Raw genomic sequence first — 21,265 nt, forward strand, 5'->3', positions numbered from 1 at the left:
TCAGAGGGACAGAGTCTCGCGAATTGCTCATCAACGTGCGCTATTTCAAAATCATATTTAAATCCCGAGAACGATAGCACGAGGTTGAACCCACCCGCGCTCCGTTTCGCCAGATGACACGGTCTTAGTGACTGATGAAGCGATTCCAGAACCGAATCAGTACAACTGATCGATATGGACGGGGCCGCTATTCGAGGGATATTCCTAATACAGATCCGGATTCCCTCTGACGAGCAACGAGACCAGTTTTGGTTATTCGTGAATTCCCATCGCGCTAATCTGCTCCTGGTATCGATTTCGAATCGTGACCTCGGTCACCTGGGCAACGTTCGCGACTTCCCGCTGGGTCTTTTTCTTGTTACAGAGGAGCGCCGCGGCATAGATGGCGGCTGCGGCATATCCTGTCGGTGACTTCCCCGATAACATCCCCTTCTCGGCCGTGGTGTCGATAATCTCGTTGGCCTTCGATTGTACTTCTTCGGGCAACTCGAGTTCGGAACAGAAGCGAGGGACGTACTTCTTCGGATCGACGGGTTGCATCTCGAGGCCGAGTTCCTTCGAAATGTACCGATACGTGCGGCCGATCTCCATCCGGTCGACCCGCGAAACGGCGGCAATCTCGTCGAGGGATCGCGGAATCCCCTCCATCCGGCAGGCCGCATACAACGTACTCGTGGAGACGCCCTCGATGGACCGCCCGCGGATGAGGTCCTCCTCGAGCGCGCGTCGATAGAGCACACTCGCGACCTCACGGACCGAGCGCGGAACGCCCAGGGCGGAGGCCATCCGATCAGTCTCGGAGAGCGCGAACTGGAGGTTTCGCTCGCCGGCGTCCTTCGTCCGGATTCGCTCTTGCCACTTCCGCAGGCGATTCATCTGACTGCGCTTTTCCGAGGAGAGTGACCGTCCGTAGGCGTCCTGGTTCTTCCAGTCGATCGTCGTCGTGAGGCCCTTGTCGTGCATCGTCTGCGTCGTCGGCGCACCGACGCGTGACTTGCTGTCGCGCTCGGCCGCGTTGAACGCTCGCCACTCCGGCCCCCGATCGATCGTCTCCTCTTCCAGAATCAGTCCGCAGTCCTCACAGCTAATCTCGCTCCCGTCTGCGCTTCTCGACAGCGACGTCGACTCACACTCCGGGCAGGTTCGAACACCCTCTTCTCCAGTAGTTTCGCGTTCTGTCTGATTCGTGTGCTCTGTCTGGGAAGTCAGGCGTTCCATTACCTCTCATTATTCCTCGAGAGAGTTAAACACTGGGTGGACTCGAGCCCATCTTGTACGGTCGATAGTGAAGCGACTATTGGGGGCGTCTGCGGGAGATGAGGACGAAGAGGCTGCAGACGGTGCGATTACGATTACGTTCACCAACGGAACGCTCGAGAAGGGATTACCTCGAGACGGTGGCGTCGCCCTGAGGAGACTACGTGCTACGTAATATTGGTTCGTAAAAGTATGGATTAGCGTGGGAGACTCAGACCTGCCATCGCACGTGGTTTGGGTAGCGGAGTGTCGGATTCATCCCACGACTAGAGTCGTGGGCTTTCTCCTTGCTTCTGTGTAATGCCGGCGGTAAGCACTACAGAGCCGCGTCGTTCCTCGAGGTGATCGAAAAATCCCCAGTAGGCCATCGAGACGACTGGGGTGAACCATACCATACACCGACGAGTTTTCCTTGAGTGATACAGCATTTTGCGTATACCCCTCATCAGGTAATCTAACATTGACAGCACCACTAGATCCACCGAACTACTTGGAACTGTCTAGTTAAGCGCCTCAGTTAACGCCTATCCGTTAAATGACTAATACGGTCGGTGTACGTTATAGTAGTGTATAAAATACTCAAAACTGGCTCCCGACTGTCTACCCACGAATTGTGGAAACTGCCAACCGGCGTCTTCTTCGTATGAAACCACTTTTTGATCAGGTTTCTCTCGACGTAGCCGAACTGGCCACTCAAACTCAATCGGAAAGGGGAGTCAGATACCCGTAACCACCGACGAGTAACACAGCGTAGGGGGAAGGATATGTTTCTCGGCCAATCGGTGCAGGAACGCAGCGGCTAGATTGGTACCTCGCCATCCAACGATTGCGACATCGAGGGTCGACCGTGAGTCAAGGTCAATTGCAGCAGACACCCACGATCATTTGTCGTTGATCTTGACAGCGGTCTCATCAACCGCGACCCCCGAAGGCGGAGCCCTCGGCGGGACTGGAACGCTGTCAGACTGCCGATTCAGCCACTGCCAAAAGGCCTAGTGAGACCGCTCACCGCCTAGAAAGCGAAGAATTGCTTGTATCTCTCGAAGCAAACAACCGGTCGTGGGAAGGCAGACGGCGAACACTCTGGCGGGCGTCACCGTCCGTTCACGCTCCCAACATTCATCAAATTCGCTGCGTACGTCTCGCTGAGCATGTCTGCAAGCTTTAGTCCAAACTAACTCCACGTCCTGCTTGATCCTCAAACTGGTCTAACTAGCCACTGCACATATTGACGAACACTCGTTTTTAGATATTATCGTAATTATAGACATATTCGGGATCAAGGGGGCTCGAACGATTGTCCACAGATGGGTCCACGGCGCCGATCTTCAGTCTCGATTCGCGAAGTTCGGGTCACATTGCCTTCGACAAACCGGTGAACCCACTCGATGGATAATACTGGCTGTACGACGGTATTGACCCTCGACCAAGCTTTTTCCTGCAATCAGCGTCTGAGCGAACGGGAACAGAGTCGGGACGTGTGCGTTTTCTCGAGGAACTCTGCGAGAATCACGCCACCGACGACACCGCCGTTCTCGTCGGTGGCGACCGGTCGTTGCTCGATATCCGCCGAAGACGTGGGCTCGACGCCAAAGACGAACGTTACGGAACCTAAACGGTTTCGTATATGTTTCCTAACTGGTGTTAAATCCAAAAACTCTGATATCAAACTATTCTCTATTAATGGAATGAAATTGTTGGCTAGTGGTTCAGATCGATCACGTTCACAGGGAACCGATCTGTCTAAACGCAACTAAGGGGTGAGTAGCAGCTGAGTTTTCACTATTTGTAGGGTGACGTTCAGTGTCATCCAATTCGTAAACACGGTTCGATTCGCCTCGAGGCGGCGAACAGTTTGGGCTGTAATTCAGGTATCGATGCTCGGAATTAGGAGGTACTTGAACGAGCTCGAAGGCCGTTGAACAGGAGGTTTTAAACTGTCGAACCCGTTGAGTAGGACGAGTATGTGTTCGAAACGGCACGAAGGCCGAACAGTGATCGTCACGGGTGCGTCGAGCGGTATCGGACGACGGATTGCTCGTCGTTTCGGCGAAGACGGGGCAAACGTCGTCTGTGCATCTCGCAATAACGAACCGAAGCAGGGCATCCACCACGATTCCGAGGTTTCGGCACCGACCGAACGGCTGATTCGAGAGGAGACCCCGGGCGACGCCGTCTTCGTATCGACCGACGTGTCCGATCCCGTCGCAGTCGAATCACTCATCAACGAGACGCTCGAGGCGTACGGTCGACTGGACGTCCTCATCAACAATGCTGGTGTCTCGATCCTCGGTGACTCCCAGTCGACCAGTATCGACGACTGGCGAACGATGCTGGGCGTCGACCTCGATGGGACCTTTTTCTGCTGTAAGTTCGCAATTCCTCATCTGAAGGACGTGAGCGGCGACATCGTCAACATCGCCTCCGTCAACGCGACAGAGGGCGGATCCGGTCCCGCGTACGCTGCTGCGAAAGCCGGGCAGGTCAATCTCACCCGGGACTTAGCGGTCGAGTTAGGACCACACGACGTGAACGTGAACTGCGTCTCCCCCGGCTACATCAAGACCCCTATCCAGGATTATCAGGACGAGGAGAGCATCGAACGGAGTCGACAGCAGACGCTCTTACCCGAATTGGGTGAACCGGAGGAGGTCGCAGATGTCGTTGCCTTCCTCGCGAGTGACGAAGCGAGTTACATCCACGGAGCGGATCTCTACGTGGATGGCGGCTGGGCGGCCCATCGCGTCTGACGTCCTAACCCAAGGCCCCGTTCGGCCCTCGCCCCTGAAGGTAGTGTATCTGGCTATTGTCTGGTTCAGTCACGTCACCCGCTGAGTGGCTGAATTGCTATACAGCAGCGTTTCGCTGGACACGCCTCCGGGACGTCTTCACTGCCGATAGCGTTCAATCGCGTCCATGTCGACGTCAATTCCCAGACCGGGACCGTCTGGGACGGTCATGTGGCCCTCGTTGATCGTGAAGGAATCCTGAATGACGTCAGCTTCCCACCCGAAGTAGGCCGTATCACTCGGGAGGTTGATCGCCGGCGTGCTGTACACGGTGTGGAGAATCGCGGCGGTCCGGATCCCGAGATCGAACGCACAGTGGTGAGCCAGGGACATGCCACCGTCTTCCGCGATGCTGGCAAGCTCTCGAACGCCTGCGATTCCGCCCGATGGAGTGATATCGATGACGCCGACGTCGACTGCGTTCGTCTCGATCAGGTGGCGCATATTTCTGGGAACGTAGGTGTCTTCGTTGGCGGCGATCGGCTGTCGAGTGCGGTTCCGCAGGGACGCCAACGAACCGTGATTGTCGATCCGAATGGGCTGTTCGACGTACTGCAAATAGATCTCGGCGTCCTCGAGTTTGGCACAGAGCCGAACAGTATCCTCGGCGGTCCACCCTTGGTTCGGATCGATACGGAACTCTAGTTGGCCGTCTACCTCGTCGTGCATCGCTCGAATTCGCTCCACGTCCGTCCGCCAGTCGCGGCCCGCCTTCGTCTTGAGGACGTTGTAGCCCTCCTCCAGGACCTTCCGGGCGTAGCGACGGGACTCTTCGGGCGAGAAGATTCCGAGCGCGTACGCGAATTCGACGCGCCGATCGCCTTCTCCTGAGGCGACGTAATCACGGTGTTTCATTTCAGTTTGATGGTTTGCTGTCCACCCGCCGAGTAACTCGTACACCGGGCGGTCCAGCGCTTTCCCGACGATGTCCCAGCAGGCGGTCTCGACAGGCGCGAAGAACATATTCGAGTTCGTGTATTCGACGAACACCTGTCGTCGCAACTTCCCAATCTCGAAGGGCGATTGCCCAACGACGAGTGGCGCGACGCCGTCCTCGATGACGGAGATCGTGGCTGCCGGCGAGAGGAAGGCCCGGACTTCACCCCAGCCGACGTAGTCCTCGTCGGTGTCGACGCGAACGAGAATTCGATCCATCTCGGACAGCGCGCCGTGGTTCGTTCGATAGGGTGCTATCCCTCCGTCTTCTATCGGGTCCAGAGGTACCGTTACGGGGATTGCACTAACCGCTGTAATCTCCATACTTACCGATTCCCGGCCCCTGTCTTAAATTTGTGGTATGCCGTCCCGTGCTCCGATACACATCGACCAGACGCTGTCCGAGGCCGGTCAGTAGTAGACCGTCCGCAACTTTACGACGGTTGCTTTCTCCTCGAGCAGCGTGATGTACTCGGTGATCTGTGTGGCATCGAACCGGTTGACGGGGCCCGTGAGCCCGATGGAGCCGAGAATTTCGTCGTCTGGCGTGAGAATAGGAACCTCTACACCACGAATTCCTTCCCTCCGTTCTTCGTCCTCGATCGCGTAGCCCTGTTCCCTGATCTGTTTCAGCTCGCGCCGGAGTTCGTCGGGGTCGGTGATCGTGTTTGCCGTGCTTCTGGGTAACTCGCTCTCGTCGATGATCTGCTCTCGGCGCTGCTGGGGCAAGTACGCGAGCAAGCACTTCCCGAGGCCAGTCCAGTGCATCTCGGTAAATTCACCGATGGGGACGTTGTCGCTCACCGCTGACGTCCCGTCCTCGACGCTAATGAGGACCCGCTTGCCGTTTTCTTCGATACCTAGCCCGGCTCGCTCGCCGGTTTGATTGGCGAGTTCCATGAGGACCGGGCGCGCGGCACTGTACAGTTCGTACTGCCGACGGGCGTAGCCACCGTACTCAAGGAATTTGAGCCCGTTCCGGTAGGTCCGGTTTTCGCGGGTCACGAACCCCTCTTTTTCCAGGGTCTTCAGGTAGACGTGGGCGGTACTGGTCGGTAACTCGAGTAACTCTGAGAGTTCTGTCAGAGTGAGGCCCTCGTGTTCTCGGAGGGTTTCTACGATCTCGAAGGCCCGTTCGAGTGCCTGAATCGTGTTGCCGGACTCGGCCTCTCGTTGCATACTGCTTCCTCGTGGCCCACGATGATTAACGTTCCCTTCGAAAGCCCAGACATCCAATGAACGAGGATCCATCACTCCAGCTTCCATTATTGATGGAATTACAGCCCCCATCCGTACCGTTATAGGCGGCTCTCATCATCGTTCCGACTATATTGGATTCCATCGTCCGTTTCGAAGTCGATAGGATGTGCTCTCGATCGAAGAATCGACTCGTGATATTACATGCTTAGGCTTGTAATTCTAGTTGCGACTGAGTCGCCCCCTTCAGCTCGATCTCAATGCGCCAGCGTTCTCGCAAGCGGCTTGTTACCTATTGTAGGCTTCCACGCTGGATGGATCCATTTTCATATTTCCGTCCCTATTGGAATTACTCTCCTCTGGCCACCCCTTGTTCCAATATAAATGGATTAAGAGCCGAGACCACCAGCTTTGAAAGTCGACTGCGTCCACAGGTGGTATCCAGATTCCGAGAGGCTTCCAACTCGAGTGCTGTTTCGGCAAGGCTCCTTGCAGTGGACAGATCCGGCGAACGAGAGTACCTCGAGAGGGCTAGTTAGACCGATTCCGCTCGGAAATCGACGTGAAAAACGAGGCTAATTCAGTTGCAATCCCGTCCAGAAGCGTATTGCCCTTCTCTAGCGTTGCCAGGGACGGATCACCGATCGCACCACTCGCGGAATACTCCGAAAATTCACGATATACCGCGAGGGGACCGCCCTTCACCAGGTCTCGATTCCCGAGGTCGTACGGCTCGTCGAGGTACTCACCGACGCGTTCGTCACCGACGAGGTCCGGATAGAGCGCCAGCATGAGCGATGTCTCGAACTCGCCGCCGTGGGCCATTCCACCCAGATCACTCTCGCGAATCTCCGAGACGAGATCAGTTGCGACTTCGAAGTAGGTGAGGCCGTGTACCTCGACGAGGGGGTGTGTTTGGCCGACTTCGCTCACCGCCGTTTCGATGAGTGCCGTGTTCCCACCGTGGCCATTGAGAAAAACCATGGTGTCGAAGCCGTTCTCCAATCCCGTGCTCGCAATCTCCTCGAGCTGGGCCTTGAGCGTGGTGAACTCCCCAGAGAGCGTCCCTCCCAGGGAGAGGTGGTGCGGGGAGTATCCACACCAGACCGGCGGCGTCGACAGGACCGGGACGTCGTCGAGTCGCTCGAGCGCCGCCGCCAGTACTTCGGTGACGAGGATAGTGTCCGTGCCCGCGGGGAGGTGTTCGCCGTGTTGTTCGACGCTGCCGACGGGCACCACGAGAACGGAGCCGTCTCGCTGGGCGAGGTCCGTAATCTCCGGTGCCGTGTGAGTGCTGAACGAGTGACTTGCCAGTCCTGTCCGGGGGAGCATACCTGCAAATTGACCGGACGGGTCAAAAAACTGCTGCTCTCCGCAATCGGCGCGGCGTCGCGAAACCGACTACGCAAGGGGCGAGAGCCGGGTGCCGCCGAGAGCGTGACACCCTGTGCTTCGCGAAGCCGACGTCACGGCACCAGCGGTGGGCCGCCGTCCGAGCGTTCGTCAGCGGTACGGTCTCGTGGCGCGGGCGAGCCAGTCGAAGCTTCGCTCGGGCAATTGCCCGAAGTTGTAGAATGATACCCGCTCCGTCCGGGTGTTCGCGACGGCGTCCACGATCGCCGTCACCGTGTCACCGTCGTCGACGACCGGCGGTCCCGGCTGTACGCCGACGTGTATCGGAAGCTCCGGCGTCAACTCGTTCGCCACGTTCACCTGGTGGACGACGGCCGACGCCGACGACTCGTAGGCGAGCGTCGTGGCGTAATCGAGGGAGTCGGCGACCTTCGGGAGGTCGATACCGAAGAGCCACTCGTCGCCGACGTCCAGCGTCCCGATGGTGTACCCGAGCTGGGTATCGATGATCGCCCGGACAGACTCGAAGAGGTCGACGAGCGATCGTTCACGAACCGACAGGTACGCGCCGACGCGCGGGTGCGCCTCGATCCACTGCAGCGGGTCGAGCGACGGGGGCAGCGTTCCGTCGGCGATTGCGTCGATCGTCCGGACGCACGTCTCCCGCACTGCCTCGACGTCGATTCCGTCGTCCGCGGCCGCGCTTCGACACTCGTCACAGAAACACAGCCCGAGGAGGAACGTCCCGAGTTTCCCCAGTTCGACGAACACCTTGTCGTGGTGCCATCCGTGGCCGCTGCCGAAGAAGTAGTCGAACGACTCCAGTTCGATGCGCTCGAAGCTTCCTCGCGAATTCAGGTCGCGAACGAGGTTCTCGAGGTACGCGCGCACGGCGGGCTGAGACGGACAGAGCCCGAAGGGTAGCGAATCACCGTGGGGCGAGGTGATCGTGAGGTCCGGGTTCGCAAGTCCGAGCCGCGAGTTGTGACACCCGACTGTCCACGCGGTCACCGAGATCGGCGAATCCGCCAGCGCGTCGGTGATTTCGGCGAGCCAGTCGTCGTCGCCCATTCGGTCGGCCGGCACCGGCTCGAGGTCCCCGTACCCCTCGTCGGGCTGGAAGTAGGCGCTGGCCCGCGCGAAGTACGACTTGCTGGTCGGGTTCGTGGGTGAATACGAGTGAACCGCGTGGTAGTTGGTCGCGACGTTGAGTTCGTCGATTCCGGCCGAGACCAGGCGGTCCACAGCGTCGTCGACGCCCTGGTCTCGGAGGTCCCACGGATAGGCCCACATTGCAAAATCCATACGTACAGTATTCCTGGAACGCGACTAAAACGTTTCTCCTCGACCCCTCGCCGACGGGGTGCGCTCCGACGAGTCGGTGCTCGCCCACCCACTCGTTAATTCCGAGGTTCCGTCGCACTAACGATTCCAGTAACTATTTGTACCGCTCAACTAACGTGTTAACTGTAATCATGGACCGCGCAAGCAGTGATAGCCAGAAGTCCCGGCGGAGATTCATGACCATGGCCGGCGTCGGCGCCGGCAGTCTCCTCGCAGGGTGTACGTCTGACGACGGGAACGGGGATGGAAACGGTACCGGAAACGGGAACGGTGACGGTGACCGAATCGTGACGGACGCGCCGGACGCCGAGGGGCGATTCGATGGCGTTACCTTCGAGATGTGGGACTGGTTCGGCGTCAACACGGGCCAGGAACAGTTCATCAGGGACCTGGTCGCGGAGTTCGAGTCCGACACGGGCGCGACTGTCAACCTCACGTTCGACGGCGGGATCGCTGACGCCTGGCCACAGCAGATTCGAAACGGGGAGGGCCCGCACATCCACTCCTGGACGCCGGCGTTCGGCGTGAACCTGGATCCGGAGTACTACTACACGGCCGACGACCTGATGCAGGACTACTCGGACCAGTTCGACGACGACACCATCGGCGACCTGGAGTGGCAGTTCGAGGGCATGGAGTGGCTGGCGCGGGGGCTCCCGGACATCGACGTCCCTCACTTCCCCATCTTCAACAGCCCGCGCAGTCCCGTCCTGGCGCGGTACGACTTCGTCGAACAGGCGGGACTGGAGGACGATTTCCCGCCGTCGACGTTCGAGGAGGCGATCGAGTTCTCGCGCCAGCTCCAGGAGAACTCCGACGCCGAGTTCGGCTTCCAGATCCCCGGTTCCGGTGGCGACGTCCTGGGCTTCCTCTGGGGGCAGTTACCGCAGCTGGGCGACAAGGAGGAGACGTCGCTGATGAGCGAGGATTACTCCGACGTCATCGTCAACAACGACGCGTGGAGCAGTGCGATGGAACGGTTCAAGCGACTCCTCGACGAGGATGTCATTGCCCCCGACACGGCGTCGCTCGGGGGTCCCGACGTCTCCGGGCAGATCGCGACCACGAACCGCTACGGTCAGATCAACCCCGAACCGAAACACCACAAGAGCGTCGCGGGGTCGAACCCGTCGGTCCTGCAGGACGGATCGCTCCGCTGGTACCCGATGTGGGGCGAAGACAAGAGCAACCAGACGCCGTGGACCTACAACATCGTGCCCGTCGACGAGAACGACGACGAGGAACAGCGCCGCCAGGAAGCGGCTATCTTCTTCCTCGCGAACTACGTCCTCAGCGACGGCTTCCACGAGATCATGGCCCAGGAGTCCGGATTCATCCCGAGCAAGCGGGACACCTGGGACGCCGCCCAGGACAACGTCGAGTGGGAGGACGAACATCACTGGTTCGAGGCCTGTCGCACGCAGATGGAAAACGGCGGCGCGTGGTCGCTGGGGTACGGGAGTCCGGAGGTTGGCTCCGTCGCACCGGTCCTGGGTGGAGCCGGCGAGTACCTCCCGCAGTTCCTGACCGGCGACCTCACGCTCGAGGAAGCGATGGACGGGTGGTACGAGACCGCCCGAGAGGACGTCGGACTCGCGTAACCCCCAATCGTCGTTCGACCTCGAGGCCCCGACAGGAGATCGCCACGCGACAGCGTCGCCGGCTGGGAGCGCCGGTACCGCGGCCGCAGTAGTGCAACGGCAGTCCCGAATTCTTCCGTCGTCAGCCGGTTACGGCCCGAACCCAGTAGCTTTAATACGCCGGTAGCAATGGAACGACACATGAGTACAAGCCACAGCCTCGCGGTGGGGGGACTCCGTGAACGGTTTCCCGAACGGTGGAAAGTCTACCTGTTCATCCTCCCCGCATTGCTCGCCATAGTCGTCATGCTCTGGCTCCCGATTATTCGGGGCATCTACATCAGTTTCTTCGAGTGGCCGCTTCGCGTCGGCCAGGGAAGCTGGGTAGGACTGGACAACTACACGAACTTCATCGCGTCCGACGCGTTCGTGGCGTCGTTGCGGATGACGATTCTGATGGCGCTCATGGCTATTCCGCAGCTGATCGTCGGGGTGGTCGCGGCCCTCGCCGTCTACCACACCACGCGCCTCAAGGACCTCGTGAGCACGACGTTCCTGCTCCCGTTCGTCATCCCGCCTGTCGCCTCGGGGACGATCCTCTATTACTTTCTGGAGCCGAACTTCGGCCCGTTCTTCACCGTCCTCACCAACTGGGGCCTCATCGATACGCTCCCTTACTGGCGCCAGGAGACCTGGCCCGCGATTCTCGTCGTGCTGGGGAGTCTCACCTGGACGTACTGGCCGTGGGTGTTCATCATCATCCTGGCCAGGCGCCAGAGCGTCTCCGACGAGTTGTACGAATCCGCCAAAGTCTATGGGGCGAACCGCCTCCAGATGTTTCGCTACATCACGTACCCGCACCTCAAGGGTGCCATCCTGTTCGTCCTCATCTTCCGGGTCGTCCAGAACATGCTCAAGACGGCACAGACGTGGCAGCTCACGCGCGGCGGGCCCGGGTACGACACCTCGCCGCTCTCGGTCACGCTGTTCGACTTCGCCTTCACCAACCAGCAGATGGGTCGGGCCGCGGCGGTCGGCATTCTCACCGTCCTGGTGGTCATCGTGGCCGTCCTGCCGCTGATGTGGTGGTTCGAACGAACCGCGAGCGAACAGGAGGGGGTCGCATGAGCCGTCTCACCGGACGCGGCGGCCAGCAGGACCTCTCCGGAATCCTCTGGTCGGTTGCGCGCGTGCTCGTCGTCGTCGCCCTGTTTGTGGTCGCGCTGGTGCCCGCGCTGTTCGCCCTGTCGATGTCGGTCCGGAGTGCCGCGAACTTCTACAACCCGATCTGGATCCCGGAGGACCCGACGTTCGAGTGGTATCGTCAGTCCTGGCAATCCACGGCGCCGCTGCTCGAGAACAGCTACCTCAGGGCGCTCGGTTCGACGATTCTCACGCTTCTCATCACGCTCCCGGCCTCGTACGCGTTCGCGCGGCGGGACTTCGCCCACAAGTCCCTGCTCTTTTACGCCGTCGTCGGCGTGTTGCTGTTCCCCGTGATCATCGCCGCGATCCCGATCACCGTCACCTTCATCGACATCGGACTCTCGGACAACATCGTCGGTCTCTGGCTGATCGACCTGGTCTTCCTCGTCCCGTTCACGGTCTTCCTGATGCGCGATTACCTCAGCGCGCTCCCCGCAAACATCGAGGAGGCCGCCCAGGTGTACGGCTGTACGCCGTTTACGGCGTTCGTACGCGTTATCTTGCCACTGTCGGTCCCTGGTATCCTCGCTGTGAGCTTCTTCGCCTTCGTCATCAGCTGGAACGAGTTCTTCTTCGGGCTCCTGTTGACCGTCGATAGCGCGAAGCCTGCCATCGCGAGCCTGAACGAGGCCGTGAGCGCCGACGCCTCCCTCCAGCAGGGGGTCGTCATGGCCCGGACCGTGCTGATCAGCCTGCCGCCGGCGCTCATGTACCTGTTCGCCCGCAAGAGTCTCACCCAGACGTTCCAGTAACTGGGCGCCGCGTTTTTCTGGCGATTCTCATCGATCGACCGGTCGGGGAACTCACTTCGAGACCGCACACCGAATCGCAGGCTGTTCCTCGAGCGCTTGTCAGTCTCACCGCGTGGGTGATGGATCGACGCTCGGCCTCGAGAGGGTGGGCGACGTCCGGACCGCCCTCCCCTGGCAGACGATGAGGGGTCAAACGCGATTCCAGTGTCGACCGAGGAAAAATACTATAGGCACGTGCGAGTATGGGTTACTCACACATGAATTCGTCAATACCGTTCACGGATATCTTCACACAGCAGATGATGGCCACGGTCTTCGGCTTTCTGGCGGTCGGCCTCGGCCTCGTCCTCTCGTTGAACCAGGACAACCTCGTCGTCGTCGGATTCATGCTGACGTTCACCCTGCTCACCGGTATCGTCCTCGTCAACCAGGTCCGGTCGTCCATCCGCGAAGCCAGGTACGCGCACTGAGTTCGGATTCGGTCGGACCGGTCGTGGTAGCCGACCGTGAACTGTACGCCGCGTGACGTTCTAACAGGGAGACGGCTCGTCGCCTCAACTCGAGCGTAGCGCTTCGGTCACGACTCGAGAGTAAAGCCTCAGTTTACGCGAGTGCTTCGCTTTGGCGACTTCGAGCTTACGCCTGCGTCGTCGATCTCGATACGCCGAGTGCGTCGGCCCTACCGGGGCATTCCTGGGTCCGTCCCGCCGTGTTCGTCGTCGGGCAGTTTCTCGGAGAGCAACACGTCATCGACGCGCAAGAGGAATATCGCGGCCTGGGCTGCGGTTTCGATCGCCGTTCGTTTGACCCGCACCGAGTCAACGATCCCCGCGTCGACGGCGTCAGTGAGTTCGGCCTCCTGACCGTCGATTCCCACCGTCGCGTTGCCGGCGGCGTGCTCCCGACGGAGTTCGACGATCGCGTCGATTGGATCGAGTCCGGCGCTCTCCGCGATCGTCTTCGGGAGGGTCTCGAGTGCGTCAGCGAACGCGTCGACCGCGAGTTGCTCCCTGGTAGCGATCCGGTCGGCTGCTTGCCGAAGCTGACTGGCAATCTCGACCTCCATAGCACACCCGCCGGGACAGATAGCCCCTTTCTCGAGTGCGTTACTCGTGACGCTGATCGCATCGACGACTGGTCGCTTGAGTTCGTCCATCACGTGAGTTGGCCCGCCTCGCAGAAGGAGGGTTACGGTGCCCGAATCCGGACACTCCTCGACGAACACGACGTCCGTCCACGCCCGTTTTCCGACCTCGACGCGTCCGGCCGACCCCAACTTCCCCGAGTCCAGGGCATCCACTCTGGAACTGACGGTCGCACCACTTGCCCTGACGAGCCGCTCGAGCGCGTCAGTTGGGGTCTTCTGGAAGACCAGGACCCCGCGTCGAACCAGTTCCTCGACGGCCAGTGGCTCCAGTTCCCCGCCCGCAAAGACGATGTCGACGTCCAGCTCCGAGAGCCGCTCGACCCGCTCGAGAAGCGTCTCCGCTTCGTCGTCGAGGATCGCCTGTTTCGTCTCGTAGTCGCTGATCGACAGCGCGCCGTCACCTCTCTCGTCTAGTTTGAGCCCGTCTTCGAACACGGCGATCGACGCATCAGTGGCCAGCGATGCCATTCCCATCTGGGCTGGTTCCTTCTCGATGATGGTTCCCTGGATGCACTCCGAGTCGGTGACCAGGCCGCCCGGAATCCCTTCGATATCGATCGCATCGTCGACGGGATATCGTCCGTGAGACACCTGTGTGACGGCTTCGACGACGAGTTCGGCGAGATAGGCGCGATCGCCGTCGGCTCCCGTTCCCGTCATCGCCGTCTCGGCGAGTTGCGCGAGGGTCGCCTCGTCGTCGGTGGTGATCTCGAGTGCGTTCGTCTCGAGGACGTCGTAGGTCTTCGTGATAGCGCGCCGATACCCCTGAATAATCGACGTCGGATGGATTCCCTTATCGATCAACTTCTGGGCCTGGTGGAGCAACTCGCCTGCGAGCACCACGGCCGTCGTCGTGCCGTCGCCGGCCTCGTTCTTCTGTGTCTGGGCGACCTCGGCCACCAGTTTTGCCCCGGGGTGCTCGATGTCCATCTCCCGAAGGATGGTGGCTCCGTCGTTCGTGACGACGACGCCACCGAGTGAGTCCACGATCATCTTGTCCATACCGTTGGGACCGAGCGTCGTGCGGATGGCCTCGCCCAGCGCCCGTCCAGCCTGGATGTTCATCGACTGGGCGTCGGCGCCCTCGACCCGATTGTACGCTTCGTTGATCACGGCCTGGAGTTGGCCTTCTGTTCCGTGGGTCATTCAACGTTCACACGTCACGTATGGCGCGTCCTTATTTATATGGGTTGGTGCAGTCACTCTCGAACGAGACCGTTCACTTCTCTGCGGGCGGACTGGGCTTGCGCAGCGCGCGTACACGGGATCACTAATTGGGCAAGTTTATTAGTCAGAACGGAGCAAGTATGGATAGACAATGAGTAGCATTGACGACCCGGACACAGTCCGAACTGCACGAGACCCGGGGGACGGAGAGCGATCCGAATCCGCTCACGTCAAAATCGAAGACGTCAAGAAAACGTTCGACGGCGGCGAGGTCGTCGCCTGTGAGAACATCAATCTCGACATCGAGCAAGGTGAGTTCGTCGTCCTGCTGGGGCCATCGGGATGTGGGAAGACGACCACGCTCCGCTGTGTCGCCGGGCTCGAGATTCCCGATGCCGGTCGCATCGTCATCGATGGCGAGGACGTAACGGAAAAGAAACCAAAAGACCGGGACCTGGCGTTCGTCTTCCAGTCGATCGCCCTGTTTCCGCACATGAGCGTCCGTCGCAACATCCGGTTTGGCCTCGATATGAAGACGGATCTGCCTCCGGAGGAGAAGGCAGACCGCGTCGAAGAGGCCGCAGAAATACTCGGGATCAGTGAACTCCTGGATCGAAAACCAGGAGCGCTCTCCGGCGGTCAACAACAACGGGTCAGTCTCGGGCGGGCGATGGTGATTCAACCAGAGGCTTTCCTGCTGGACGAACCGTTCTCGGCTCTGGACGCAAATCTCCGCGATCAGATGCGCGTGGAGGTCCAGCGCCTCCAGTCGAAGCTCAACATCGCGATGATCTTCGTCACCCACGACCAGCAGGAGGCGATGATGTTGGCCGACAAGCTCGTCGTGATGAACGACGGTGAAATCGCCCAGGTCGGTACCCCCGACGAAATCTATCACGACCCCCAGACGCAGTTCATCGCTGAATTCATCGGATCCCCGTCGACGAATTTCTTCGATTGCGAGCTCGTGACCCGGGATGCCGGGATGACGCTGTCGAGCGACGTATTCGAGATGCCCCTCACCAACGACCAAGCGGACCGACTTCCCGCGCAGCCTGATTCCAATATGACGATGGCCGTCCGTCCGGAGGCACTCTCGATCGGTGACGAGGGGCTGTTCGACGCGACAGTGACGGTCGTCGAACCACACGGCGACAGGGTCGCTATCTACGTCGAGTGCGAGAACGGCGAGGAGGTCATCGTGCTGGTCGACGACGTGACGAAACCCGAACCTGGCGAAACCGTCTCGGTTACCGTCCCGCCGGACCAGATTAAACTGTTCGACAGCGATCGCCAGCGCCTCCTGTAACCGTTGTGACTGGCCGCAACCGGCTCGAACAGTTGCGAGGAACTGGTGGGCATCCGATCTCTGGCCACGTGCGCTTTCGGTATACGTTCTATCTCACTGCTCGTCGATACACCGTGACGAAACGGTTTCTCGCGTTCGGTGGAGCCGAACGACCACCGCGTCTGCTTACTTCGGGCTATCGGTTTCGATGACCTTGGCGGCGCGATCGGTCCTCACTATACCCCCTGAGTGTTCGATTGTCGAATGCGGCGTGGACCCGATCCTCGAGGCAGGTTCCACGAAAGCGGCTCTCGAGGCACGCGCTTGCACGTTGGTTCGGTCAGCCGCTCCGATTTCTCGGGACGCGAAGCTGCCGTCTTCGTCGCCAACATAAAGTATTATGGTAACACCTGTCAGTTATCGATCCGTGATGACTCTTAGAGAGCGATTCGATCAGCAAACGCACGTGCTCGGATCGTGGATGGTCCTCGAGGACCCATCGATTGCGGAACTGATCGCCGAGTACGGACACGACTTCATCGTCGTCGATATGGAACACTCCCCGCTCGACGTCTCCGGGGTCACCGAGATGGGGCGCGCCATGGACGCCTCCGACGGCCACGCCGAGATGATCACGCGCATCCCGTGGAACGACCACGTCGTCATCAAGCGCGTCCTGGACATGGGTGCGAGCGGCATTCTGGTCCCCTGGGTGAACACTGTCGAGGAGGCCGAAGCTGCCGTGGAGGCGACTCGGTATCCACCCGAGGGGATTCGGGGCGTCGGCCCGCTTCGCCCCGCGAAGTACGGCAAGGAGTTCGATGAGTACATGGAAGACGCGGAAGACGCGGTCGTCATCGTCCAAATCGAGACGGAAGACGCCGTCGAGAACGTCGAGGACATCGTCGCCGTGGATGGGATCGACGGCGTGTTTATCGGGCCCGGCGACCTCGCCGTCTCGCTCGGTACGTTCGGAAGCGACGAAACGCGCCGATTCGACGATGCGGTCGATCGCATCGTCACCGCCGCCCACGAAGCGGACGTCGCCGTCGGGACCGTCGTCGGAAACGTCGACGATATCGACGTGTGGCTTGACCGCGGCGTCGACTTCCTCGCTGCCGGCAGCGATATCGCCTATCTCAACTCCGCCGCGGATCGCTTCGCGCAGCGCTTCCAGGAAGCCGTCGAGGACACGTAAGCGGGCCGTCGATCCGGATTGGACGACACATCGTCTGTGTCTCAGCCAGCCCTTTCGCCGTTCTCGCAGGTTCGACCTGCCGACTCCGGCCGCGACCCGCAGATTTCGATTCTGTCTGGTGAGCGGTCTGGATACAACCAACAAAATTCTAGTTGGTATAATACTACTCCTCATCCCAAACTTTAATATCTCCACTCCTGTCCATTGTGATGCAGTATCACGTGAAGGTGAACCACTATGCCGAAAGACCACGCAGACGACCACGTCCAGACGAGTGACAACCACGGGAGTCGATTCAGAACCTCCCGACGGAGTCTGATGCAACTGATGGGCATGAGTTCCATTGGTCTCGCATCAGCTTCTGACTCGAGTACCGAGCCGCAAGCACACACCCTGAACGATTCCTCGGAGAATTCACAGGCGATGGCACCGAAGAAATGGGCACAGAATGTCGACGCACAGGGCAACGAGCTGTTAAACCTCGACGCGCTGACGACGAGCGAGAACGACCGTCTCTCGTCGTTCAGCGGGCAGAACCTCTTCGTCGAGAACGGCTACCTGGGGGCCGCCGCCGATCAGGGGCCGTGGTACGACCACGAGGTCGCGACCACGACCACGATCAAGGAGTCGCCGGTGCCGTGTTCGTCCCTCGAGGTCGTCTCGCCGGACGGAACGGAGACGATTGTCGTTGCCACCCGCGACGGTACCGACGAACACACGTACGTGGGCGAGGCCACCGTCACGTTCAAACAGAGTCGTGACCAGGGCGAGAGTTTCTCCGACATCGAGACGCTCGACCTCGGGTCGACTATCGATCCGTCGCGAACCGGCAATGGGTTGATCGCTACGGACGATACCACGCTCTATTTCTTCGACTCGCAGGTCGATCCGCGGACGAGTAGCAACGAAGCGACGGCCGTCCACCGACTTCGCTGGGACTCGCTCGCCAAAAGCTGGACCATCACCGAGAACGTTAACCGATTCAAGAACTACCGCATGCTGCCTCATTTCGTCGAGGAGGGGGTCATCAAGGTCGGCTACGTCGATTTCACGGCCAGCCCGCAGGAGATCCAGTTCGCTGAGTACGATCCGGCTAGCAATACGCTCACCGACCTGGGCATCGTAAACGACCAACCGATCCGGCCGAACGAACACGTCATCCAACCGCGGTCGGACGGCGCGCTGACTGCCATCGTCCGCTGTGAGGATCCCGACGTCGCCAGTGACGCACCCGTCCTCCAGTGGTGCCAGAGCGACGACGGCGGCGAGACCTGGTCGAATCACGGCTACATCGAACAGTCGCTCCACCCCCGAATGGACACCTACGGTGCGACCAAGGGGGGACAGATGATCGAGACCCCCTACGGGGAGCGCCTCGTCTTCCTCTACCGGAATCGCAGCCTTTCGTCGGAAGGCGGGTCGTGGTGGGACGGTAACCATCGAACTCTCCTCGGTCTGTTCAATCCCTACACGGGTACGGTCGAGCAGAACGTCCAGATCAGTACCGTCGTGAGCAACGAAGCCTCCAACGGGTCGCTCCGGCTCGTCGACGACGGTCCGTTCGGCTGGCGGTTCTACGTCGTCCACGAACAGGGCGAACTCGGTAACTCCGGGCCGGACTCTGGCAACGTCTTCCGCGACCTGACGCTGTTCCAGCCCGCCGTGGACAGGACGGCGCTCGCGGATTCTGATTCCGATGAGGACGACTCAACCCCGGCTCCCCAGCCTGACCCGGAGATCGCCGCCAACCGCGAGAACACCTGGCTGGCCGTCTCACGGGCCGGCAGCCAGGTCGGCGGACGGGCGACGCTCTCGGCGGACCAGTCGCTCGAGAGCCTCGGTCAGGAGGCCCAGGTCGAGCTAGACCACGTCGAGTTCGCCGAGGGGATCACCTTCGACCCGGACGAACACGCGTTCGTCGTCGACGAGGCCGGCATCTACGACGTCCACGCCGGCCTGACCTACACCGGGACGGTCAGCGACGCGCTGGTCCACTGCCGGATTCACCTCCCGGACCGAAACGCTATCGGGTTCTTCACTTCCGGCGAAGGCACTCCCGCCGGAATCGCCGGCGGCACGACGACTACGACCGAGCAACTCGAGGCCGGTGAGACGATCAAACTCTATGGAAAGTACGACTGACGTCACTGTGCGGGCGGCTATTGTGCAATCGAGAGCTGTTGACGGGAGCCACGCGTTCTGACGTCGTTCCTGGGTCGCTACTGGACCCTCACTTCGCGGAGGTTACGACTGGGGCAGCCGGACCCGCAAGCGTTCTAGCGACCCTACCACCGTTTCGTTCGGCGTGAAGTGATGCACTGTCGACAGTCCCTATAACCGGTTGTCCGACCTGCGGTCGGTTTGTATTGTGGACTATATACTTTTCATATGATGCGGAGACGCCCATTTCACATACATAACACAAATATTATTAACTAAAAACAAATATATATAAGGATTTATTTTAACAATATTATAAATATTGTGGATTCATTTGATATATCTGGGTAATTGGCGGTTATATACAGAAAATCGGTCAGTATACAGTCAAGGACATTAGTCGACTAAGCGCGTATTAGTATTGTTCAATAGTTGCATTATATAGCCACACCCTGGATACTGGACCGATCGCTGACTGGTTGTTTGGTTACCTCTCAACAGACTCCTCCGTGCAACCGCCGTAATCCGTAGCGTATCCTGTTCCTGGCGGGTTCACATCGGTCTGGAGAGTTGAACGTAGATTAAAGCGACCACGTGTAGGCTGGGTGGTACTCTAGGCATGGGACTTAAGCGCTGGCTGGGCGCGCCCTTTTCTCCGTTAACCATAGACGATCCACTAATAGTAACGGCGTGATCACTCATTCCGAGGGCCAACGAGTCGTCGTAACCGTCTCCAAAACGAGAGAGTGGGCGTATAATTTGATTGGCCTATTTCTTCTCCACCGTCACTCGCTTTCTTCGTCAGCACGTCCTGTCTCTCTTCGATTGCCCCCTCTAACTCACTAATGCGCTGGTTCTTTTCCTCGAGCGTCTCCTCAAGGATTCTCACTTGCTTTTCTAAAATCTCATTCTTCCGGGCGAGATAGTACATCTCTCGATCGTTCTCCCTCACTCTTGCCGGCTCAGACGTCCCTCTCGATCGATCCTTTGCCGTCGCTTCTTTTTGGGCACCTGGCTCATAGTATTCGGTCGTATGCTCGACAGCACGCTCGAGCGTCCGTTCACCGTACGTCGTGCCATCTCCATAGTGGACGGCATCCCATTTCGGTCGAACGAGCCCCGATTGGCGAAATAGTCGATCCATCTGGTTCTGATTGCCGCCAGTCCAAAACGCCAGCAAACAACACAGAGCCATATCTGCCTCTGAGTGGCTATCGTACCCGACGGTCGATCCGTTCCAAAGTCGCTCAAACTTCTCGCTGTTCGAGGCCGCTCGAGCTTTTTCGAGTAACTCCTCATCTGACAGCGTGAGGCGTGATCTTCTCCTCTCAGTCCTTGCTCTCGAGTTTTCATCTCCACTCGAGTCTCGCTCGACGTACTCACGATGGATCGTCTCGAGCTCTGTCTGGCGGTGCTCGATCGCTGTGGGCAAGCCAGGAACGCGATCTCCAGTGACGGTAAAATATCGGGCGTGATCGTAGAGTTCAATCTGCCCACGTCTGTTTCGTCCACTGGGTAACGCGCCCTCGACGAGTACGTGATATCCTGTTCCCGATGGAGAGACTTCGGTATACGAATCGAGTTGTTGCACGATCGATTTGATCACGGTATCCGGACGCCCTGTCTCGGGATCGCGACAATCATCTAGGTCGATCCCAACGAACGGGTCATTAGGGGTGAACACGAAGCCGATTCCATCTGCGGTACCGGCGTGAGAATATGCGAGGACGCTATCGAAGTCACTCCAGGTAGTGTCGTCCGTCGACGAAGCGAACGAACCTGTTTTCGGATCGATTGGCACCTTCGTGGATTTCCCGTCGCGGTCTTCGCTTCGCCAACAGAGCCACTGGTCTCGATTGCGCAACTTCTCTGGGATGGATTCTTCTATCAT

Annotated in this window: 15 protein-coding genes and 1 pseudogene; 8 read left to right on the top strand and 8 right to left on the bottom strand. The window is 59.5% G+C overall.

Annotated features, from left to right (window positions below; genetic code table 11):
- Positions 1–252 precede the first annotated feature (252 nt).
- Together AC6I65_RS03070 and AC6I65_RS03075 are read right to left on the bottom strand one after the other, a co-directional pair.
- The gene (locus tag AC6I65_RS03070) at positions 253–1,218 is read right to left on the bottom strand and encodes a transcription initiation factor IIB (protein WP_312911656.1); all 966 of its coding nucleotides are present in this window, start codon (positions 1,216–1,218) and stop codon (positions 253–255) included.
- 578 nt (positions 1,219–1,796) lie between these two features.
- A pseudogene (locus AC6I65_RS03075) lies at positions 1,797–2,410 on the bottom strand (transposase domain-containing protein).
- A gap of 811 nt (positions 2,411–3,221) precedes the next feature.
- Here AC6I65_RS03075 and AC6I65_RS03080 point away from each other — a divergent pair.
- Entirely contained in the window at positions 3,222–4,007 is a 786-nt protein-coding gene (locus AC6I65_RS03080; RefSeq protein ID WP_497902615.1) for an SDR family NAD(P)-dependent oxidoreductase, read from the top strand.
- Between the two features lie 138 nt (positions 4,008–4,145).
- On the opposite strand, the gene AC6I65_RS03085 is transcribed toward AC6I65_RS03080, so the two are convergent.
- The 4 genes from AC6I65_RS03085 to AC6I65_RS03100 all read right to left on the bottom strand — a co-directional run bounded on the left by AC6I65_RS03085 (position 4,146) and on the right by AC6I65_RS03100 (position 8,837).
- Positions 4,146–5,306: a mandelate racemase/muconate lactonizing enzyme family protein gene (locus AC6I65_RS03085; protein ID WP_497902616.1), complete on the bottom strand. Its 1,161-nt coding sequence runs from the start codon at positions 5,304–5,306 to the stop codon at positions 4,146–4,148.
- An 87-nt stretch (positions 5,307–5,393) separates the two neighbouring features.
- Complete coding sequence (locus AC6I65_RS03090) at positions 5,394–6,161, bottom strand: IclR family transcriptional regulator (RefSeq protein ID WP_497902617.1); 768 nt, start codon at positions 6,159–6,161, stop codon at positions 5,394–5,396.
- A 549-nt stretch (positions 6,162–6,710) separates the two neighbouring features.
- Complete coding sequence (locus AC6I65_RS03095; protein ID WP_497902618.1) at positions 6,711–7,511, bottom strand: creatininase family protein; 801 nt, start codon at positions 7,509–7,511, stop codon at positions 6,711–6,713.
- A gap of 171 nt (positions 7,512–7,682) precedes the next feature.
- Positions 7,683–8,837, bottom strand: coding sequence for a hypothetical protein (locus tag AC6I65_RS03100; protein ID WP_497902619.1), 1,155 nt, complete (start codon positions 8,835–8,837; stop codon positions 7,683–7,685).
- A gap of 215 nt (positions 8,838–9,052) precedes the next feature.
- On the opposite strand from AC6I65_RS03100, the gene AC6I65_RS03105 reads away from it, so the two are divergent.
- From AC6I65_RS03105 to AC6I65_RS03120, 4 genes are all read left to right on the top strand, one after another.
- A complete protein-coding gene (locus tag AC6I65_RS03105) occupies positions 9,053–10,477 on the top strand; it encodes a type 2 periplasmic-binding domain-containing protein (protein ID WP_497902620.1) in 1,425 nt (474 codons plus the stop codon).
- A gap of 180 nt (positions 10,478–10,657) precedes the next feature.
- On the top strand, positions 10,658–11,584 hold the full coding sequence (locus tag AC6I65_RS03110; protein ID WP_497902621.1) for a carbohydrate ABC transporter permease: 927 nt from the start codon (positions 10,658–10,660) through the stop codon (positions 11,582–11,584).
- Entirely contained in the window at positions 11,581–12,414 is an 834-nt protein-coding gene (locus AC6I65_RS03115; RefSeq protein WP_497902622.1) for a carbohydrate ABC transporter permease, read from the top strand. The genes AC6I65_RS03110 and AC6I65_RS03115 overlap by 4 nt, the downstream gene beginning before the upstream one ends.
- Positions 12,415–12,671: 257 nt before the next feature.
- Positions 12,672–12,884, top strand: coding sequence for a hypothetical protein (locus AC6I65_RS03120; protein WP_497902623.1), 213 nt, complete (start codon positions 12,672–12,674; stop codon positions 12,882–12,884).
- Positions 12,885–13,093: 209 nt separating this feature from the next.
- On the opposite strand, the gene thsA is transcribed toward AC6I65_RS03120, so the two are convergent.
- Positions 13,094–14,707 (bottom strand): thermosome subunit alpha, encoded by a 1,614-nt coding sequence (gene thsA / locus AC6I65_RS03125; RefSeq protein WP_497902624.1) that lies wholly within the window; start codon positions 14,705–14,707, stop codon positions 13,094–13,096.
- A 172-nt stretch (positions 14,708–14,879) separates the two neighbouring features.
- On the opposite strand from thsA, the gene AC6I65_RS03130 reads away from it, so the two are divergent.
- From AC6I65_RS03130 to AC6I65_RS03140, 3 genes are all read left to right on the top strand, one after another.
- Complete coding sequence (locus AC6I65_RS03130) at positions 14,880–16,037, top strand: ABC transporter ATP-binding protein (protein WP_497902625.1); 1,158 nt, start codon at positions 14,880–14,882, stop codon at positions 16,035–16,037.
- A gap of 409 nt (positions 16,038–16,446) precedes the next feature.
- Positions 16,447–17,214, top strand: coding sequence for an HpcH/HpaI aldolase family protein (locus tag AC6I65_RS03135; protein ID WP_497902626.1), 768 nt, complete (start codon positions 16,447–16,449; stop codon positions 17,212–17,214).
- Between the two features lie 423 nt (positions 17,215–17,637).
- Positions 17,638–19,356 carry a sialidase family protein gene (locus AC6I65_RS03140; RefSeq protein ID WP_497902627.1) on the top strand — a complete coding sequence of 573 codons (1,719 nt, stop codon included), beginning with the start codon at positions 17,638–17,640 and terminating at the stop codon, positions 19,354–19,356.
- 712 nt (positions 19,357–20,068) lie between these two features.
- Here AC6I65_RS03140 and AC6I65_RS03145 read toward each other — a convergent pair.
- Positions 20,069–21,265 carry a phage NrS-1 polymerase family protein gene (locus AC6I65_RS03145; protein ID WP_497903150.1) on the bottom strand — a complete coding sequence of 399 codons (1,197 nt, stop codon included), beginning with the start codon at positions 21,263–21,265 and terminating at the stop codon, positions 20,069–20,071.

It is taken from the genome of Natronosalvus sp. KLKA75 (assembly GCF_059736265.1).

Coding starts and splice junctions, on each gene's coding strand:
- AC6I65_RS03070 (WP_312911656.1), bottom strand. CDS start 1,218: ATGGAACGCCTGACTTCCCAGACAGAGCACACGAATCAGACAGAACGC.
- AC6I65_RS03080 (WP_497902615.1), top strand. CDS start 3,222: ATGTGTTCGAAACGGCACGAAGGCCGAACAGTGATCGTCACGGGTGCG.
- AC6I65_RS03085 (WP_497902616.1), bottom strand. CDS start 5,306: ATGGAGATTACAGCGGTTAGTGCAATCCCCGTAACGGTACCTCTGGAC.
- AC6I65_RS03090 (WP_497902617.1), bottom strand. CDS start 6,161: ATGCAACGAGAGGCCGAGTCCGGCAACACGATTCAGGCACTCGAACGG.
- AC6I65_RS03095 (WP_497902618.1), bottom strand. CDS start 7,511: ATGCTCCCCCGGACAGGACTGGCAAGTCACTCGTTCAGCACTCACACG.
- AC6I65_RS03100 (WP_497902619.1), bottom strand. CDS start 8,837: ATGGATTTTGCAATGTGGGCCTATCCGTGGGACCTCCGAGACCAGGGC.
- AC6I65_RS03105 (WP_497902620.1), top strand. CDS start 9,053: ATGACCATGGCCGGCGTCGGCGCCGGCAGTCTCCTCGCAGGGTGTACG.
- AC6I65_RS03110 (WP_497902621.1), top strand. CDS start 10,658: ATGAGTACAAGCCACAGCCTCGCGGTGGGGGGACTCCGTGAACGGTTT.
- AC6I65_RS03115 (WP_497902622.1), top strand. CDS start 11,581: ATGAGCCGTCTCACCGGACGCGGCGGCCAGCAGGACCTCTCCGGAATC.
- AC6I65_RS03120 (WP_497902623.1), top strand. CDS start 12,672: ATGAATTCGTCAATACCGTTCACGGATATCTTCACACAGCAGATGATG.
- thsA (WP_497902624.1), bottom strand. CDS start 14,707: ATGACCCACGGAACAGAAGGCCAACTCCAGGCCGTGATCAACGAAGCG.
- AC6I65_RS03130 (WP_497902625.1), top strand. CDS start 14,880: ATGAGTAGCATTGACGACCCGGACACAGTCCGAACTGCACGAGACCCG.
- AC6I65_RS03135 (WP_497902626.1), top strand. CDS start 16,447: ATGACTCTTAGAGAGCGATTCGATCAGCAAACGCACGTGCTCGGATCG.
- AC6I65_RS03140 (WP_497902627.1), top strand. CDS start 17,638: ATGGCACCGAAGAAATGGGCACAGAATGTCGACGCACAGGGCAACGAG.
- AC6I65_RS03145 (WP_497903150.1), bottom strand. CDS start 21,265: ATGATAGAAGAATCCATCCCAGAGAAGTTGCGCAATCGAGACCAGTGG.